Annotated in this window: 18 protein-coding genes and 1 riboswitch; of the genes, 7 read left to right on the forward strand and 11 right to left on the reverse strand. The window is 65.8% G+C overall.

The features are described from left to right. Positions 1-4 precede the first annotated feature (4 nt). Entirely contained in the window at positions 5-1,528 is a 1,524-nt protein-coding gene (locus KCTC_RS01490; RefSeq protein WP_125566109.1) for a UDP-N-acetylglucosamine 1-carboxyvinyltransferase, read from the reverse strand. An 89-nt stretch (positions 1,529-1,617) separates the two neighbouring features. Between KCTC_RS01490 and KCTC_RS01495 the strand changes: the two genes are divergently transcribed. Beyond that, positions 1,618-2,634: a zinc-dependent alcohol dehydrogenase family protein gene (locus KCTC_RS01495; protein ID WP_125566111.1), complete on the forward strand. Its 1,017-nt coding sequence runs from the start codon at positions 1,618-1,620 to the stop codon at positions 2,632-2,634. Positions 2,635-2,644: 10 nt separating this feature from the next. Here KCTC_RS01495 and KCTC_RS01500 read toward each other — a convergent pair whose 3' ends face one another. Continuing rightward, on the reverse strand, positions 2,645-3,568 hold the full coding sequence (locus tag KCTC_RS01500; protein ID WP_125566113.1) for a quinone oxidoreductase family protein: 924 nt from the start codon (positions 3,566-3,568) through the stop codon (positions 2,645-2,647). A gap of 60 nt (positions 3,569-3,628) precedes the next feature. Here KCTC_RS01500 and KCTC_RS01505 point away from each other — a divergent pair, with 60 nt between their 5' ends. From KCTC_RS01505 to KCTC_RS01515, 3 genes are read left to right on the forward strand one after another with little or no spacing between them, the layout of a single operon-like run. Beyond that, positions 3,629-4,072 carry a helix-turn-helix transcriptional regulator gene (locus KCTC_RS01505; RefSeq protein WP_125566115.1) on the forward strand — a complete coding sequence of 148 codons (444 nt, stop codon included), beginning with the start codon at positions 3,629-3,631 and terminating at the stop codon, positions 4,070-4,072. Positions 4,073-4,082: 10 nt separating this feature from the next. After that, complete coding sequence (locus tag KCTC_RS01510; protein WP_125566117.1) at positions 4,083-4,496, forward strand: VOC family protein; 414 nt, start codon at positions 4,083-4,085, stop codon at positions 4,494-4,496. A gap of 31 nt (positions 4,497-4,527) precedes the next feature. Further along, on the forward strand, positions 4,528-6,873 hold the full coding sequence (locus KCTC_RS01515) for an ATP-binding cassette domain-containing protein (protein ID WP_197715222.1): 2,346 nt from the start codon (positions 4,528-4,530) through the stop codon (positions 6,871-6,873). Positions 6,874-6,882: 9 nt separating this feature from the next. Here KCTC_RS01515 and KCTC_RS14870 read toward each other — a convergent pair whose 3' ends face one another. From KCTC_RS14870 to KCTC_RS01535, 4 genes are all read right to left on the reverse strand, one after another. After that, complete coding sequence (locus KCTC_RS14870; protein ID WP_197715223.1) at positions 6,883-7,530, reverse strand: hypothetical protein; 648 nt, start codon at positions 7,528-7,530, stop codon at positions 6,883-6,885. A 67-nt stretch (positions 7,531-7,597) separates the two neighbouring features. After that, a complete protein-coding gene (locus tag KCTC_RS01525; protein ID WP_125566121.1) occupies positions 7,598-8,131 on the reverse strand; it encodes a hypothetical protein in 534 nt (177 codons plus the stop codon). A gap of 35 nt (positions 8,132-8,166) precedes the next feature. After that, positions 8,167-8,541 (reverse strand): helix-turn-helix domain-containing protein, encoded by a 375-nt coding sequence (locus KCTC_RS01530; protein WP_125566123.1) that lies wholly within the window; start codon positions 8,539-8,541, stop codon positions 8,167-8,169. A gap of 49 nt (positions 8,542-8,590) precedes the next feature. Further along, the gene (locus KCTC_RS01535) at positions 8,591-9,058 is read right to left on the reverse strand and encodes a GNAT family N-acetyltransferase (protein WP_231998786.1); all 468 of its coding nucleotides are present in this window, start codon (positions 9,056-9,058) and stop codon (positions 8,591-8,593) included. Positions 9,059-9,081: 23 nt separating this feature from the next. On the opposite strand from KCTC_RS01535, the gene KCTC_RS01540 reads away from it, so the two are divergent. After that, entirely contained in the window at positions 9,082-9,810 is a 729-nt protein-coding gene (locus tag KCTC_RS01540; protein WP_125566126.1) for a peptidylprolyl isomerase, read from the forward strand. Here the strand turns inward: KCTC_RS01540 and KCTC_RS01545 are convergent. Further along, positions 9,807-10,238, reverse strand: a complete 432-nt coding sequence (locus tag KCTC_RS01545; protein WP_125566128.1) for an OsmC family protein — start codon at positions 10,236-10,238, stop codon at positions 9,807-9,809. The two genes, KCTC_RS01540 and KCTC_RS01545, sit on opposite strands and share 4 nt — an antisense overlap. Before the next feature lie 73 nt (positions 10,239-10,311). On the opposite strand from KCTC_RS01545, the gene rmuC reads away from it, so the two are divergent. Both rmuC and KCTC_RS01555 read left to right on the forward strand, forming a co-directional pair. Next, a complete protein-coding gene (gene rmuC, locus KCTC_RS01550) occupies positions 10,312-11,712 on the forward strand; it encodes a DNA recombination protein RmuC (protein WP_231998787.1) in 1,401 nt (466 codons plus the stop codon). 125 nt (positions 11,713-11,837) lie between these two features. Continuing rightward, positions 11,838-13,058 (forward strand): SGNH/GDSL hydrolase family protein, encoded by a 1,221-nt coding sequence (locus KCTC_RS01555; protein ID WP_197715224.1) that lies wholly within the window; start codon positions 11,838-11,840, stop codon positions 13,056-13,058. A gap of 72 nt (positions 13,059-13,130) precedes the next feature. Here the strand turns inward: KCTC_RS01555 and gcvP are convergent, their stop codons facing one another. The 4 genes from gcvP to KCTC_RS01575 all read right to left on the reverse strand — a co-directional run bounded on the left by gcvP (position 13,131) and on the right by KCTC_RS01575 (position 18,224). Beyond that, positions 13,131-15,893, reverse strand: coding sequence for an aminomethyl-transferring glycine dehydrogenase (gene gcvP, locus KCTC_RS01560; RefSeq protein ID WP_231998914.1), 2,763 nt, complete (start codon positions 15,891-15,893; stop codon positions 13,131-13,133). Between the two features lie 140 nt (positions 15,894-16,033). Further along, positions 16,034-16,130: riboswitch (glycine riboswitch) on the reverse strand. A gap of 93 nt (positions 16,131-16,223) precedes the next feature. Beyond that, positions 16,224-16,829, reverse strand: coding sequence for a MerR family transcriptional regulator (locus KCTC_RS01565; RefSeq protein ID WP_269461436.1), 606 nt, complete (start codon positions 16,827-16,829; stop codon positions 16,224-16,226). A gap of 190 nt (positions 16,830-17,019) precedes the next feature. Then, positions 17,020-17,751 carry a transcriptional regulator FtsR gene (gene ftsR, locus KCTC_RS01570; protein ID WP_125566134.1) on the reverse strand — a complete coding sequence of 244 codons (732 nt, stop codon included), beginning with the start codon at positions 17,749-17,751 and terminating at the stop codon, positions 17,020-17,022. After that, positions 17,751-18,224: an FHA domain-containing protein gene (locus tag KCTC_RS01575; protein ID WP_125566136.1), complete on the reverse strand. Its 474-nt coding sequence runs from the start codon at positions 18,222-18,224 to the stop codon at positions 17,751-17,753. Before KCTC_RS01575 ends, ftsR begins: the two co-directional genes overlap by 1 nt. Between the last annotated feature and the right edge of the window lie 69 nt (positions 18,225-18,293).

Below are 18,293 nucleotides of genomic sequence, written 5' to 3' on the forward strand. Positions count from 1 at the left end.
TCGATCAGATGTCGCGGAAGGGCACGATGTCTGCGCCGAGCTCGTTGAGTCGCTCAGCCAGATCCTCGTAGCCGCGAGCAATGACGTACGTCGACCGGAGCACGCTGGTGCCCTTGGAGGCGAGCATCGCGAGCAGGACGACGACAGCCGGCCGCAGGGCCGGTGGGCACACGACCTCGGCGCCGCTGAAGCGCGTCGGGCCATCGATGAGTACGCGATGCGGGTCGAGCAACTTGACCTGCGCACCGAGCTTGTTCAGTTCGGTGAGGTAGATCGCGCGGTTCTCGTACACCCAGTCATGCAGCAGCGTCTGCCCCGACGCGACCGCCGCGATGATGGCGAAGAACGGCAGGTTGTCGATGTTGAGGCCCGGGAACGGCAGCGGGTGGATCTTGTCCAGCGGCGCGTGCAGGACGGACCGGCGCGTGGTGATGTCGACCAGCCGGGTGTGCCCGTTGGCGGCGAGGTACTCGTCCGTGCGGTCGTACTTGAACCCCATCTCCTCCAGGGTGGCCAGCTCGATCTCGAGGAACTCGATCGGGGCGCGCCGGATGGTGATCTCGGAGTCGGTGACGATGGCGGCTGCCAGCAGCGACATGGCCTCGATCGGGTCCTCGGACGGGGCGTAGTCGACGTCCACATCGATCTCGGCGACGCCGGTCACCGTGAGGGTCGTGGTGCCGATGCCATCGACCTGAACTCCGAGTTTCTCGAGGTAGAAGCAGAGGTCCTGCACCATGTAGTTGGACGAGGCGTTGCGGATCACTGTCGTGCCGGGGTGCAGCGCGGCTGCCATCAAGGCGTTCTCGGTGACCGTGTCGCCCCGCTCGGTGAGGACGATCGGGCGTGCGGGGGCTATCGGTTGGCTCATGGCGTGATAGCTGCCCTCGGTGGCCTTGACCTCGAGGCCGAAGTGGCGCAGAGCAGCCATGTGCGGCTCGACGGTGCGCTCACCCAGCTGGCAACCGCCTGCGTACGGCAACTCGAAATCGTCGGAGCGGTGCAGCAGAGGGCCGAGGAACATGATCACCGAGCGCGTACGCCGTGCAGCAGCTTCGTCGATGTCGCCGAGGGCTAGAACCTTCGGGGGAGTGATCTCCAGATCACCTTCGTCATTGAGCCAGCGCACGCCGACACCCATGGAGGACAACACCTCGAGGAGGCGGTTGACCTCCTCGATCCGCGCGACCTTGCGCAGGGTCGTACGCCCGCGGTTGAGCAACGAGGCACACAGGAGTGCGACGCCAGCATTCTTGGAGGTCTTGACGTCGATCGCACCCGACAACGTCGTGGGTCCGGTGACGCGCAGATGGGTCGGACCGGCTCCGATCTCGACGATCGAGGAGTCGAGCGCATCGCCGATCCGCGCGATCATCTCCAGCGAGAGATTCTGCTGGCCCTTCTCGATCCGATTCACCGCGGACTGGCTGGTCCCCAGTTTGTCGGCCAGCTGCGCCTGGGTGAGCCCACGGTGCTTGCGTGCATCGCGGACGACGTTGCCGATGGTCGATTTGTAGCCCTCAGTCACCCGACAACCTTAACTCACATATGAGATACGGCAAGAGTCTGAGGCCCTCGCACGGCGCGTTGATGGGCTTCGGTCGCTAGGGTGAGGACATGCGCGCGACGATGCTCCACGGCCCCGGTGACATCCGCTTCGAAGAGGTCCCGGACCCGACGATCAGCAAGCCGACCGACGCCATCGTCAAGGTGATCGCGTCCTGCATCTGCGGCTCCGACCTCTGGGGTTACCGCGGAGACAACGGCCCGCAGGAGCAGGCGACGACGATCGGCCACGAATGCCTCGGCGAGGTCGTCGCCGTGGGGTCAGACGCACGCAATTTCAAGGTCGGGGACACCGTCATCGTGCCGTTCGACCACTGCGACAACACCTGCATCCACTGCCTCGCCGGCAACCAGCAGGCATGTGTGAACCTCGGGTTCACCGGCAGCGGCCAGGGGGAGTACACGCTGGTCAACCAGATCGACGGATCCTGCGTGAAGATCGACCCGCCGTCGCCGGAGCAGTTGCCGTCGCTGCTGACACTGGCAGATGTCATGGCCACCGGCTGGCACGCTGCAGTGGCCGCTGGCGTCAGGCCAGGCGGTACGGCTGTCGTAGTCGGTGACGGCGCCGTCGGGCTCCTCGGCGTCCTCTCGGCGGCGACGATGGGCGCCGAGAAAGTCATCGCGCTGTCACGTCACGAGCCGCGACAGAAGGTCGCCACCGCCTTTGGCGCGACCCACATCGTCGCCGAGCGCGGAGAGGATGCGACGAAGGCTGTCATGGAGCTCACCAACGGCACCGGAGCTGACGCGGTCCTCGAGTGCGTCGGCACAGAGCAGTCGATGACGACGGCCTTCGACGTCGCGCGTCCTGGGGCCACGGTCGGGTTCGTCGGCGTACCCCACGGGGTGAAGTTGCCGGTCCGGCGGATGTTCACGCACAACATCGGGCTCGCCGGCGGGATGGCGCCCGTACGTCGCTATCTGCCGGACCTGCTCGCGCGGGTCCAGTCCGGTGCCATCAACCCAGGCCTCGTCTTCGACCTCGCGTTGCCGCTGGAGCAGGTCGCTGCTGGCTACACCGCCATGGCCGACCGCACGGCGATCAAGGTTCAACTGACCTACTGATCGCGTCCGATCACGGAATCAGGATGACTTTGCCCGCGGCATGCCCTTCGGCGACGAAGATCTGCGCCGCGGCCGCTTCTGCCAACCGATAGCGGGCGACGACGCGCGTCCTCAGGTCACCACGGGCGGCTGCGTCGACCAGCGGCTGCCGGGCAGCGGCACGGATCTCCGTCCCGGGGTCGGCGCCGACACCGCGTCCAATCTTCTGGACACCTCGCTGCGTCGGATACGGACCACCGACGATGGTGGTGACCCGCGCGTGGTCTGCGACCAGTTCGAGGGAGGTGTCGATCGCCTCCTCGGTGCCCACCAGATCGATCGCCGCATCGATGCCGTCCGGCGCGCACGCGCGTACGCGGTCGACGAGGCCCGGGCCGTACGCGATCGGCTCGGCCCCGAGCTCGCGTACGAGATCGAAGTTGCGCTCCGAGGACGTGCCGATCACCCGGATCCCATCGGCAACTGCCAGCTGGATCAGCGCCTGCCCGACACTGCCCGACGCTCCGTGCACGAGGACGACGTCACCGCGTACGGCCTGCACGCGCGTCAGGGCGTGAACCGCGGTGACGCCGACCAGCAGGAGGCCGGCTGCCTCATCGAAACTGAGGTTGGCGGGCTTCAGGAACACATCGCCGGCATCGACGATGACCCGCGTCGCGTACCCGCCGAACACCCGGAATGCGAGCACCTCGTCGCCTACCCGGAACGGCGCCCCGGCGCCGACGGCATCGACGACGCCGGCAACTTCGTGACCCGGTCGCAGTGGGAACTCCGCCGGGCCGTCCGCGATGCGCTGCTTCACGTCGACCGGATTCACGCCGATGGCACGGACCCGGATGGCGATCTCGCCGGCGCCCGGCTCGCGGTCCGGCTCCTCGCGGAACTCGAGGACCTGGGGTCCGCCCGGCTGATCTGCAACGACGTAAGTGGCCATATCGGCCCCAACCGCGACGCCGCCGATGTCATTCCTCGGACGACGTGCCACGATCGGGATGTGGACGCGAACCCGGCCTTCCAGCAGCGGTTGCGCGACCTGGAGTTGCTGCGGCGCGTACGCGACCGGATCGACCGCGAGTACGCGCAACCTCTTGACGTGGAGGCTCTCGCCCGCGACGTCCACATGTCGGCAGGTCACCTGTCGCGGCAGTTCAAGGACGCCTACGGCGAGCCTCCGTACGGCTATCTCATGACTCGCCGGATCGAGCGGGCGATGGCGCTCCTGCGGCGCGGCGATCTGTCGGTGACAGATGTGTGCTTCGAGGTGGGCTGCCAGTCGCTCGGCACCTTCTCCACCCGGTTCTCCGAACTGGTCGGGATCCCGCCGAGTGAATACAAGCGTCGTGCCGGCGAGGGTGACCTCGAACTGCCCTCATGCGTCACCAAAGTCGTGCACAGACCGATCAGGAATCGAGAAGCGCCACCGGGTCGGCCTGACTAACGTCGACATCATGAACCTGACGATCCACACCAGCTTCTTGCCACAGACCGACCCTGAGGCTGCTCTGGCCTTCTACCGCGACGCACTCGGTTTCGAGGTCCGCCAGGACGTCGGCAAGGGCGAGATGCGCTGGATCACGGTGGGCCCGGTCGGCCAGCCGGAGACCAGCATCGTCCTCGAGCCGCCGGCCATCGACCCGAGCCTGAACGACGCGGAGCGCCGTACGATCGCCGAACTGATGGCCAAGGGGTCGTACGCCCGGGTCATCCTGGCGACTCCCGACCTCGATGCGTTGTTCGACAGGGTGCAGGCGACGGGGGCAGATGTGATCCAGGAACCCACGGACCAGCCCTACGGCGTACGCGACTGCGCGTTCCGCGATCCGGCCGGCAACCACGTACGCATCAACCAGGTCCGCTCCTGAATTGTCGGCGGAGTCTGGAAGCATCGACCCCGTGACCGAACTCGCCGACAACCACGACTGCATCCGTGTCCGCGGTGCGCGGGAGAACAACCTCAAGGACGTCTCCGTCGACATTCCCAAGCGTCGGCTGACGGTCTTCACCGGGGTCTCCGGCTCCGGGAAGTCCTCCCTGGTGTTCGGCACGGTGGCGGCGGAGTCACGCCGACTGATCGACGAGACGTACTCGACGTTCATCCAGGGCTTCATGCCGAATCTGCCCCGACCCGAGGTGGATGTCCTTGAGGGCCTGACGACGGCGATCCTTGTGGACCAGGAGCGGATCGGCGCGAACCCGCGCTCCACGCTCGGGACGGTCACCGACGCGAACGCGATGCTGCGGTCGCTCTTCAGCCGACTCGGACAGCCCTACATCGGGGGACCGACTGCGTTCTCCTTCAACATCCCCACCACCAAGGTCGGGGGTGTGTCGGTCACCGAGGCGGGGAAGAAGAACGTCGTCCGCAATCAGGTCTATCTCGGCGGCATGTGCCCTGAATGCGAGGGTCGTGGGTCGGTCTCGACACTCGACCTGACCGCGATCATCGACGACTCGAAGTCCCTCGACGAGGGCGCCATCCTCGTGCCCGGCTACACCGCGGACGGCTGGATGGTCGCCGCATTCAAGGACGTCGTGCCTCCGGATGTCCCGATTTCCCAGTTGACCGACGAGCAGCGTCAGGACCTGCTCTATGCCGAGCCGCACAAGCGCAAGGTCAACAACATCAACCTGACGGTCGAGGGACTTATCCCCAAGATCCGGAAGTCGATGTTCAGCAAGGATCCCGAGTCCCTCCAGCCGCACATCAAGGCGTTCGTCGAGCGCGCCGCGGCCTTCGGGGAGTGCACGAGGTGTCATGGCACGCGCCTCAACGAGTCGGCGCGTACGCCCAAGGTCATGGGCAAGGACATCGGCGAGGTCTGCCAGATGCAGGTCACCGATCTGGCTGACTGGGTACGCACCATCGACGACCCGGGGGTCGCACCGCTGGTGGCGACGCTGTTGCACCTGCTCGATGCCCTGACCGAGATCGGACTCGGGTACCTGTCGCTGGATCGTCCGTCCGGGACGCTGTCCGGGGGAGAGGCGCAGCGCACGAAGATGGTCCGCCACCTCGGCTCGGCCCTGACCGATGTGACGTACGTCTTCGACGAGCCCACCATCGGTCTGCACCCGCACGACATCGAGCGGATGAACAAGCTCCTGCTGGAACTTCGCGACAAGGGCAACACCGTGCTCGTCGTCGAGCACAAGCCCGAGACGATCGCCATCGCCGACCACGTCGTCGACATGGGACCGGGCGCGGGAAGTGCCGGGGGAGAGGTCGTCTTCGAGGGTACGTACGACGCCCTCCGGTCGGCTGATACGCAGACGGGTCGGCATCTCGCCTACCGAGCGACGCTCCGCGAGTCCACGCGTACGCCGGCGGGCCAGATCGAGATTCGCGGCGCGACGTCCCACAACCTCAAGAACGTCGATGTCGACCTTCCGACAGGTGTGCTCACGGTCGTGACCGGCGTCGCCGGCTCCGGCAAGAGTTCGCTGATCCACGGGGCGCTGGCTGGTCGGGATGGAGTCGTGACGGTGGATCAGACGCCGATCAAGGGATCTCGACGCAGCAACCCGGCGACGTACACCGGACTTCTTGAGCCGATCCGCAAGACCTTTGCCAAGGCCTGCGGTGTGAAGCCGGCCTTGTTCAGCGCCAATTCGGAGGGGGCCTGCCCGACCTGCAACGGAGCCGGCGTCATCATCACCGAGCTCGGATTCATGGACACCGTCTCGACGCCGTGTGAGGACTGCGGCGGCAAGCGGTTCCAGGCATCCGTCCTGGAGTATCGGGTCGGCGGGCTCAACATCGCAGACGTACTCGATCTGCCGGTTGCTGAGGCGCACGCGTTCTTCGCATCAGGTGAGGCGAAGACACCGGCGGCCGCGAGCATCCTGGGCCGCCTCGAGGACGTCGGCCTCGGCTACCTCCGACTGGGACAGCCGCTCAACACGTTGTCCGGGGGAGAACGCCAACGTGTGAAGTTGGCAATGAGCATGGCCGTCAGTGATGCCCAGGTGATCGTTCTCGACGAGCCGACCACCGGATTGCATCTCGCCGACGTCGCCAATCTGCTTCGCCTGCTCGACAGGCTCGTTGACGCTGGACGAACGGTGATCGTGATCGAGCACCATCAAGCTGTGATGGCCCACGCGGACTGGATCGTCGACCTGGGCCCAGGCGCAGGACACGACGGAGGGCGCGTGGTGTACGAAGGTCCGCCTGCCGAACTCGTCCAGACCAAGTCAACGATCACCGGCGAACACCTGGCTGCGTACGTCGGAATGTGAGTGGGGGAGTCACTCCCCTGTTGACATATCGTCGAGCTTGCCGCGGATGGGTGGCACGTAGGTCGACCTCGCGCGCGGGGACGACAGGGTCTCGTCGCTGTAGTACTGGCGGACGAGCCCACTGTCGAGCAGATCCGGGTTGGCGTCGATGAACGCCTCAAAATTCTCGGCTCCTTGCGCGGCCAGTCGTTCGGCGACGAGCACCAGGAACATGCCAGTGATCGTTTGATGGAACTTCTCAGGCTTCCCAGCTACCGCTGCGAACCGACGGATCCCGTCGGAGTACCGGCCGAATGCGACCGGGAACGGATCGCGGCTCACGGCCAGGAACGCCATGCGTAGGTGGTCGCGGTGTGCGAATCCAGGAGTTTGAATGCGGCCTTCGTAGAACTCGTCAAGCTCATCGACGGCGCCGTCCTCGACGAGGTGGTGCGCGTCTCGACTCGTGAGGCTGACGTCGTACACGGACTTCAACGACGCGATCTTCTGGATGGTGTCCGCACTGAAGGGCACCTTCTTGCCCTCGAAGACGTGCAGGAGCACACCCTCGAGCAATTCGCCCAGCGGCATGTCGAGCGCCTCCGCCAGCCCCTTTGAGGTCTTGAGAATCCCGCGTTCAATCCGAACGCCGGTCTGTACACGCTCGATCGTTACCATGGTACCAGCATACCGCCGGTCGGCATGCGAGGCTGAATCAGGCTGTCCAAATGACCGATAATGTGCGTTATGTCAGATATCGAAGGGACTCGAGCCTCTGTGCACGCGGATCGCCACTCCCCACGATCTCCGCCACCCAGCGGATCGCCTCGTCCAGATCGACCGTCGAATCGTGCGCGAGGAGCATCGACTCGATGTCCGGCCAGTCCTTGGAACGGTTGAACAGCGCCTTGAACACCGTCAGGTCAGTCGCTGACAGGACACGTACAGTTGAATCCATCATCGGCACGAACTCGGTTCGGGTCCGAACGACCTCATGGAAGTCGCCAGCGATGAAGAACAGGTCCAACGGGATGGAAATGCCCGCAGGGTTCGGCCATGTAATCCGGACCTGATCGTCTCGTTCGATTGCTGCGATCGTGTCCGCATCCCAGGGAACGTCGGCGGGCATCAGTTCCAGGACTTCCCTGCCACGCGACGCGAGCACCGACACATTGAGGTCGATGTCCGAGGTGCCCCGCGGGTCATCGACGTGGTAGCCCAGCGCAAGGGCCCCGCCGATTGCGCATTCAATCCCGGCACTGGTCAGGCGTCCATACACGTCTACGGCGCGTTGCAGAACAACCAGGGGGTCCCTCATGAGGCCGCCAGGACCTTGAACGGCGGGAACTCGAGCTCGCCCCGCTCGCGCCTGCGCAGTTCAGTTGCCACCACGACCACTCGCTCAAGGATCTGAGCCCGCTGCGCGGTCGTGGTCGGGCGGGGCTGCATGTCCGGGTTGTTCGGAATCAGCCAGGAAGGGTCCTTCCGCAGCTCGACGGGCGTCCACGCCAGATCCAGTCTGAAACCCGCAGACTCCCCCAGACGCTCCAGCTGAGCCACTGATGGCTGCCGCTTGCCGAGCAGATACTCGTCCAGCGACGAGCGACTGATCCCGGATCGTCGCGCCAGTTCCGCCTTGGAGAGGCCGGAACGGCGTACGACGTCCTCAACGATGGACTGAACTGTCATGCGTCCATTGTATGTACGAGATGTCGTACATACAATGGGTTACCCGGAATCAGGCCAGGGCCAACTCCATGTAGACACTGTTCGGGTCGACGACGTAGTCCGCGAACGGACCGCGAACGGAGAATCCGGCTGCCACATACAGGCCGCGCGCCGGCTCGAAGTACGGCTCGGCTCCGGTCTCCAGCACCACCCGGGCAGCTCCCGACGTACGCGCCTGCTCCAGGGCGAACGCCAACATCTGGCGGCCCACCCCTCTCCCCCTGGCCGCTGCGGTCGTACGCATGCTTTTGATCTCGACGTCGCCGGCACCCAGGTCTTTGAGTGCGACCGTTCCGACGAGCGAGTCGTCGATCCACGCGGACCAGAACCGGATGTTCGGTGCCCTCAGGCCATCGAGATCCAGGGCGTGTACGGACTCGGGCGGTGAGACCGATCGCATGTCGTCCAGATGCTCCCGCAGGTGATCCGCGATCGCCGGTCGACTGAGGTCATCGAGCTCCATGCGAAGATCCGTCACCAGGCAGACACTACGATGCCCGCATGCGTCGTGCCGTGATCATTGCCGCCCTTGCCACTCCACTACTTGCAGCCTGCGGGTCGGGTTCCACCTCCAGCTCATCGATGCCGTCGGACACCTCAACCTCGGGTCCGACCACAACAGTCAGCATCCCGGCGACCACACCGTCGACCACTCAGGCTGGCGGCGGCTCGGCGACCTGCGCTTGGACCGACACCGGCGGTGCCGCCAAGCCGGTCTCGATGCCGCCTGCCACGGTGGCGAAGAAGAACTACACCGCGACGATCGAGACGTCCGTCGGCACCCTGCGGGTCCAGCTGACCGGCTCCGCTACTCCGTGCACGGTCGCCTCGTTCGTCTCACTGGCGAAGCAGGGCTACTTCAACAACACGTTCTGTCACCGGATGGGCAACACGGCGGGATTCGAGTTCCTGCAGTGCGGCGACCCGACCGGCACCGGAACTGGCGGCCCCGGCTACACGATTCCCGACGAGATCACCGGCAGCGAGACGTACAAGGCAGGGACGCTGGCGATGGCCAACACCGGCGCGCCGGACAGCGGCGGGAGCCAGTTCTTCATGGTCTTCGGGGACTCACAGTTCTCGCCGAACTACACCGTCTTCGGCCAGCTCGACGCGGCAAGCATCGCGGTCCTCAAGCGTGTCGGAGCAGCCGGCATCGGCGCTGCCGGCCCGGCCGGTGGCGGCGCGCCGAAGGAGAAGGTCACGTTCAAGAGCGTGACCATCAGCTAGTCCTGGATGGGCCCGGCCAGGTACGTCACGGGCGTGCCGAGCTCGACCGTACGGCTCACGGTGCAGAGACGTTCGTGACTGCGTTGAATGGCACTTGGCAGGATCTCGCGGGCTGCATCGCCACCCTCTCCGTCCGGGAATGAGACATCGAAGGTCACCTGAATGTTGACCAGATGATTCCCGGCTTCGTCCCGGATCTTGTCGGCCTCGGCACGAGCGTCGAACGAGATGAACGGCGCTCGCTTCCCGGTGATGTAGTCGATGTCGATCGCACTGCACCCTGCCAGCGCAGCGAGCAGCAGCTCCACCGGAGTGAAGTCGGGGTCCTCCCCCTCCCCGAAGGTGATCGATCCGCCCCGAACATTGTGTGCTTGGTAGCGGTGCTCACCGATCTTGGTCAGGTCCACGCGCCGCAGGTCATCAGCCATGACGCCAGCCTGCCATGCCTTCCTCGGCGTGGGGTGGCCGAAACTGTCGGTGGTCACTCCTAGCGTGAGAGCCATGGGATTCGTGGTGTTCGTGTTGGGCCTGGTGCTGGGCGCAGCCGTTGGTGCTGGAGTGGCATGGCGACTGTTGTCATCAGCGCGTCAGCGGGCCGTCGACGCGGCAGTTGCCAGAGTCACGGACGAAGCCGCGCACGAGCGTGATCTTCGGGCTGCTCAGCAACAGACTCTGATCACCCAGATCGAAGCCCACGGACTTCAGGGCCGCGCCGAGATCGAGTCTGACCTCGCGGCCGCCCAGGCCGAGATCCGCGGTCTCGACGATGCCCTGCGCCGCGCCCAGGCGCAGCTGGCAGACCTGATGGAGCTCCAGCGTCGCGCGAGCACGGAGCGAGATGAGCGCGACGTCGAACGCAACCGCAACGAGAACGCGCAGGCTCAGGTCCTCAAGACGATCGCCCCGGTCGCCGATCAGCTCAAGAAGATGCAGTCCAAGGTGGAGCAACTGGAGTCGGAGCGCGTACGTCAGCACGGCGAACTCGCCGAGCAGATCCGTACCGCTCAGCGCAGCATGGAGGCTTCCCGCGAGGCGGCATCGAACCTTGCTTCAGCGTTGACCAACAACGCCGTACGCGGCACCTGGGGCGAGACGCAACTGAAGTCGCTGGTCGAGTCCGCTGGCCTACTCCCCCAGGTCGACTTCATGACCCAGGCGACCATCGAGGCCGAGTCCGGCTCGCGACGCCCCGACATGGTCATCAACCTCCCGGGTGGCAAGCACTTGGCCATCGATGCGAAGGTCCCGTTCAACTCCTACTTCGAGGCGCAGCGCGCCGACATCGATCCGGCCACGCGGATGCAATTGCTGCAGGACCACGCCAAGAAGGTTCGTGGCCATGTCGACGCCCTGGCCGCGAAGGGGTACTGGACGGGCCTCGAAGCATCGCCCGAGTTCACGATCGCCTTCATCCCGAACGACGAGTTGCTGCGGGTCGCCCTGGAGACCGATCCGTCCCTTCAGGAGTACGGGTTCGGCAAGGGCGTCATCCTGGCGACGCCGACCAACCTCTGGGGCCTGCTCAAGACGGTCGCCTTCACCTGGAAGCAGGACGTCCTCACTCAGGACGCCAAGGCACTCTTCGACCTGGGTCGTGAGCTCTACGGCCGCGTGGTGAAGTTGTCCGAGCACGCGGAGAAGTTGCGCCGTTCGCTGGAGACCACGGTCAAGTCGTACAACGCCTTCGCCGGCACTCTCGAGACCCGCGTACTCGTCACTGCGCGCAAGCTCGACCGGTTCGACGAGTCCGCCATCATCTCCCCCGCCCGAGAGATCGACACCACTCCCCGCGCGCTGACTGCGGGCGACTTCGAAGCGCTCGCCGACGTCGAGCGCCCGGAGCTGCTGTTCGACGTGGTCGATGCCGAAGTCGTCGAGGACGGATTCTCCGACGCGGTGTAGGCGGGTTGCTTGGTGTTCAAAGAGAATTCGCACGAACCCTTCACAGACGCTGTTACTTGTCAGTAACTTGTGCAGCGGTCCACACACGTGACCGCCATCACACCCCACCATGTCTGGAGGAGTTCGTGTCACCTTCACTGCAGCGCGCACTCGCACTCGGTTCCACGGCAATCGCAGCGATTGCCACCACCCTCGTCACCACCCCGGCCGCCCACGCCGACGGCCCCGGCGTAGGCGTCGCTTGGGTTGTCTCCGTCGGCGACAGCTACATCTCCGGCGAGGCCGGCCGTTGGGCAGGCAACTCCAACAACGGCGAGTCCTACATCGACGCCGGCGGCGCGAGCACCTACTTCGACAACGCCAGTCACACAGCGGAGACGATCAACCGCTGCCACCGCAGTTTCGCCTCCGAGATCAGCGTCGGCAGCGGCGTGAACGGCCTTGACCTGGCATGCTCCGGCGCCACCACGGCCACCGTGGCGTCCGACTCCAACGGCTACTTCAAGCCGGGCCTGGACTTCTACAACGGCTCAGCAGGCCAGGGTCAGGCGTTGATGCTGCAGAACTTCGCGGCGACTCACAACGTGAAGCTGGTCGCCGTCTCCATCGGCGGGAACGACTTCAACTTCGGCTCGATCGTGCAGCAGTGCGTCACCGACTTCCTTGGTTCACCGTCGTGGTGGAAGGACTACTGCAACGACGACAGCGTCGTCACCAACGCCATGGCTTCCAGCAACGTCGCTGCCCAGCGCGCCAACATCAAGAACGCGTTCCTCAACATCCGCACCGCCATGCGCGACGCCGGGTACGCAGACACGTCGTGGACGCTCGAGGTGCAGAACTACGTCTCGCCACTGCCCAACGGCAGCAGCATCCGCTACAGCGAGTCGGGTTACAGCCGTCAGAACACCGGCGGTTGCGGCTTCTGGAACAACGACGCGAACTACGCCAACTCGACCCTGCTCCCGACGATCAACAACGCCGTCTTCGGCGCTGCGACCGACTCGGGCATGACCAACATCAAGACCCTCAACCTCTCCAGCGCGTTCAACGGCCGTCGGCTCTGCGAGAACACGGTCGGACTGATCGAGGAGAAGGGTCTGGCCGGCTGGTGGTCGACCGGGGCTGTTGACCAGACCGAGTGGGTCAACCAGATCCGTACGGTCTCCACGGCCAACTCCGACTACTACATCCAGGAGTCGCTGCACCCGAACTACTGGGGTCAGCGCGCTCTCGCGAACTGCCTCCTGCAGGCGTACAACGGCGGCGCCCCGAAGTCGGGCACCTGCGTACGCGGCGCCAACGGCCTCAACGCCGCTGGTGAGCCGAACATGGTTCTGCAGTAGCGCAGACCAAGTGAGAAGGGCCCGGGGCCGTGCGTTCAACCGCAGCCCCGGGCCCTTCGTCATGACGGAGGGTCAGTCCGCGAAGGACTCGATCGGCGGGCAGGCACAGACGAGGTTGCGGTCGCCGTACGCGTTGTCGATCCGTGCGACCGGCGGCCAGTACTTGTCCGGGTCGATTCCCGCGGGGAACACCGCGAGCTCACGCGAGTATGGCCGCTCCCAGTCGCCGACGAGGGCGCGGCTGGTGTGAGGGGCACCCCGGAGTACGGAGTTCTCGGGGGTCCACTCCCCTGCCGCGACCCGGTCGATCTCGCCCTTGATCTGGATCATCGCCTCGATGAAGCGGTCCAGTTCGGCCAGGTCCTCGGACTCGGTCGGTTCGACCATCAGCGTGCCGGCCACCGGGAACGACATCGTCGGCGCGTGGAAGCCGTAGTCGATGAGGCGCTTCGCGACGTCGTCGACGGACACACCGGTCTCGGCCGTCATCCCCCGGAGATCGAGGATGCACTCGTGGGCCACCAGGCCGGAGTCGCCGCGGTACAGCACCGGGTAGTGCTCGCCGAGGCGAGCAGCCACGTAGTTGGCACTGAGGACAGCAGCCGCCGTCGCACGGGTCAGGCCTTCGGCTCCCATGAGGCGTACGTACGCCCACGAGATCGGCAGGATGCCGGCCGAGCCGTACGGCGCAGCGGAGATCGGACCGATGCCGTCTGCCTTCTCGGTGTCCGGGTGGAACGGGTGCGAGGGAAGGTACGGGGCGAGGTGCTCGCGGACCGCGACCGGACCGACGCCCGGACCTCCGCCACCGTGAGGGATGCAGAAGGTCTTGTGCAGGTTCAGGTGCGAGACGTCGCCCCCGAACTCGCCCGGCTTCGCGTATCCCAGCAGTGCGTTGAAGTTGGCGCCGTCGATGTACACCTGGCCGCCGGCCTTGTGGACAAGTTCGCAGACCTCAGTGATGCCCTCTTCGTACACGCCATGGGTGGAGGGGTAGGTCACCATGATCGCCGCCAGGTCCTCGGCGTGCTCCTCACACTTCGCGCGCAGATCGGCCAGGTCCACGGTGCCGTCCTCCGCGGACTTCACCACAATCACCCGCATGCCGGCCATCACGGCCGACGCCGCGTTGGTGCCGTGCGCGGATGAAGGCATCAGGCAGATGTCGCGGTGCGTGTCTCCGTTGGCGAGGTGGTAGCCGCGAATCGCGAGCAGACCTGCGAGCTCGCCCTGCGACCCGGCGTTCGGCTGGATCGAGACCTTGTCGTACCCGGTGACCTCCGCCAACCAGCCCTCGAGCTCGGAGACGAGCTGCTGGTATCCGGTCGCGTCGGCAGCGGGTGCGAAGGGATGCAGTTCGGCGAAGCCGGGCAGCGAGATCGGCTCCATCTCAGCCGTTGCGTTGAGCTTCATCGTGCACGATCCGAGCGGGATCATCCCGCGATCGAGGGCGTAGTCGCGGTTCGACAGTTTCGCGAGGTACCGCAGCATCTGCGTCTCGCTGCGGTGCGCGTTGAACACGGGGTGGGTGAGGAATTCGCTCGTGCGGACGAGTGACTCAGGCAGCGTGACGGACGCAACGCCGGTACGGCCGACGCCGAAGGCCATCAGCACTGCGGTCACGCTTGCTTCGGTGGTCAACTCCGAGGTCGAGAGCGCGACCGTGTCGGCGTCAACGAGACGCAGGTGGATCCCCACTTCACGCGCGGTCCTGACCACGGCCGCTGCGCGGCCCGGCACGGACACGGTCAGGGTGTCGAAGAACGTCGTGTTGACGACTGCGATGCCAGACGCCGCCAAGCCGGCAGCGATGTCGGCGGCATGCAGGTGCGTACGCTTCGCGATCGCGGCGAGGCCTTCGGGACCGTGGTAGACGGCGTACATCGACGCCGTGACGGCCAGCAGGACCTGCGCGGTGCAGATGTTCGAGGTCGCCTTCTCACGGCGGATGTGCTGCTCGCGCGTGCCGAGCGCCAGACGGTACGCCGGGCGGCCCTCCGCGTCGATGGAAACACCGACGAGGCGACCTGGCATGTGGCGCTCGAGGCCCTTGGCAACCGCCATGTAGCCCGCGTGCGGACCGCCGTAGAAGAGCGGGACGCCGAAACGCTGCGACGTACCGACGACGACATCGGCGCCGAAAGTGCCGGGTGCCTCCAGCATCGTGAGCGCGAGCAGATCGGCAGCGACAACGACGAGAGCGCCCCGGCCATGCGCCGCCTCGATGATCGGCCGCGGGTCGCGGATCTCGCCGGACGCACCCGGGTACTGCACCAGGACCCCGAAGAGGTCGCCCTCGGGCAGGCCCTGCGACAGGTCAGCCACGACGACGTCGATGCCCAGCGCCTTGGCGCGAGTGCGTACGACCTCGATCGACTGCGGAAGCGCATCGGCGTCCATCACGAAGGCGCCCTTGGCGTTGCGCTCGGCGCGACGGACCAGGGTCATCGCCTCCGCGACAGCCGTGCCCTCGTCGAGCAGCGACGAGTTCGCCACCGGCAGGCCCGTCAGGTCGCCGATCATCGTCTGGAAGTTGATCAGGGCCTCAAGACGGCCCTGGGAGATCTCGGGCTGGTACGGCGTGTACGCCGTGTACCAACTCGGGTCCTCGAGCACGTTGCGCCGGATCACACCCGGGGTGACGGTGCCGTAGTAGCCCAGGCCGATCATGGGCTCCCCCGGCACGTTCTGGCTGGCCAACTTCCGCGCCAGGGCGCCGACCTCGACCTCGGACAGCGGCTCGGGAAGGTTGAGCAGATCCTTGGTGCGAATGGCTGTCGGCACTGCCGCATCCATCAGGTCTTCGAGCGACTCGTACCCGAGGCGCTGCAACATCGATGCGATGTCAGCGGGGGCCAGACCGATGTGGCGGTCAACGAAGGCGCGGGCTTCTGACACAACTGCTCCTGGAGGACGACGGAATGCGGCCCTCCCCCTCTGTCAGCGCAGTCGGATGACGGCGACTTCAGAGTTGCAATGCCCGTACGGTCCTGGTGCCTGAGAGGTTCCGGGGAGGAATTGCCCCTTCGGCGCTCCTACGTCCTGCGACTGGAGCTCTCCCGCACGGGTGTCAGCGCACCCAGTCTATCGGGTGCACTGGTGGAAACGCAGAAGCCCGGCCGTCATGAGCGACAGCCGGACCCCCGGAGCTTGTGATGTCGGTGTTCAGACCGCGGTACGCGCCGCCCGCCGGGCCGCCAACTCGTCGCCTGCGACGGTCACGGGCGCCTCGTCGGCGCTGCGCTCGCTCGGAAGCTCGGACAAACTGCCCTCGATCTCGCGCCAGACGCCACCGATCGCGATACCGAAGACACCCTGACCGCCGGCAAGAAGGTCGATGACCTCTTCGCTGTTGGTGCACTCATAGACCGAGGCACCGTCACTCATCAGCGTGACGCGGGTGAGGTCGTCGGTGCCACGCTCGCGAAGGTGGTTGACCGCGATCCGGACCTGCTGCAGCGAGATGCCGGCATCCAGGAGTCGCTTGATGACACGGAGGATCAAGATGTCGCGGAAGCCGTACAGGCGCTGAGACCCGGAGCCGGACGCGCTGCGTACCGACGGCTCGATCAGGCCGGTGCGCGCCCAGTAGTCGAGCTGACGGTAGGTGATGCCGGCTGCGGCACACGCGGTCGGGCCGCGGTAGCCGAGGTCGCTCGGCAGGGGTGCGACGTCGTCGGTGAAGAGCAGGCCTTGGTCGTCGGCAACAGCCTGCGCCTCGGCGTAGGCATGCTCCTGAACCGGCGTGGCTGCCTTGTCGTGCTCGTTCACGTCATCCTCCGTCGTCTCTCTGGTCAGAGTAACCCCGTGAGGGGAAGTTGGGCGATCCATGGATCACACCGTTGGAGTTACACCAGCGACACTTCAAAGTACGGCGGGAGGTGCCCTCGGTCAAAGATGTTCTGCGGCGTGTCGAAAACTCTAACCCTCAAGTTCAGGTTGAGACTTTCGTTCGATTCCCTCAGCGATGGATGCCGGAGCGTACGAGCGTCGCGTGCAGGCGTACGGACAGACTCGCGATCTCGCCCGCCACATCGTCGGCACGGGCGGCAGCAGCCGGGTCCGATGACCGCCGATAGGGCGAGGCAACCTGCTCGATGAGACCGACCTCCCGGTCGGCAGCCGCCTTGAAACCACGCAGGTGCCGCGGCTCCAGGCCGTACGCGTTCATCTCCCGGGCGGTCGTGGCCACGATCAGATCATCCCTGTCGTAGTAGCCAGCTCGTGACGGCGAGACCATACCCATCGCCTCCAGTTCGGCGAAGAAGCTCTCGCTGACATCGGCGAGCTTGATGAGTTCGCGGCGCGAGATCCTCATCGGCTCGCGGCGTACGAACTCACCCGGCTGCGGGGCGCCGTCGGCAGCCAACACCCGCGGCGGAACGGTGGGCTCCTGGGCGCCGATGGCCGGCGGCTCCAACCCTCGGTCCATCGCGTCCAAGTGCTCGGCGATCACCTTGAGCGGCAGGTAGTGGTCGCGCTGCATCCGCAGGATGTATCGCAGTCGAGCCACGTCCTCGTGGGAGAACTTGCGATAGCCCGAGGCCGTCCGCTCAGGAGTGATCAGGCCTTCGGCCTCGAGGAATCGGATCTTCGGAATGCTGACGCCGTCGAAGTCCGACTTGAGCAGATCCAGGACGTGCCCGATCGAGAACCGTTCCTCGCCAGACGCCGAGGCAGGCGCCAGACCCATCACTGGTCCCCGTGACCGGAGTAGAACACCAGCTTGAACTTGCCGATCTGGACCTCGTCGCCGTCCTTCAGCAGGACGCGGTCGATCCGATCGCGGTTGACGTACGTGCCATTCAGACTGCCGGCGTCGCTGACCGCGAAGGTGTCCTCGGTGCGACGGAACTCAGCATGGCGCCGCGAGACGGTCACGTCATCGAGGAAGATGTTGCTCTCCGGGTGACGGCCGACGGTGACGAGGTCCTCGTCCAGCAGGAAACGCTGACCTGCGCCCGGGCCACGCTGCACGACGAGCATGCCGTTGCCGGACGGCAACGCATCCACCGTGGCGGCATCGATCGGGCGGAGAAGGCGGTCAGAGGTGTCGCTGACATCGAGCTGCATCGTCGCGGTCGACTCAAAGTTCAGCGGAGTGCCGCACTGGGAGCAGAACTTGGCATTGCTGCCGTTCTCGCTGCCGCACGAGGTGCACCGCATCGCCGACTCCTAACCGGGCCTGGGGGCGAAAAGTCGCACCCTCAAGTACAACGTGACTGTTCGACCCGA

This window comes from Nocardioides baekrokdamisoli (assembly GCF_003945325.1).
In the GTDB taxonomy this organism is placed as follows: domain Bacteria; phylum Actinomycetota; class Actinomycetes; order Propionibacteriales; family Nocardioidaceae; genus Nocardioides; species Nocardioides baekrokdamisoli.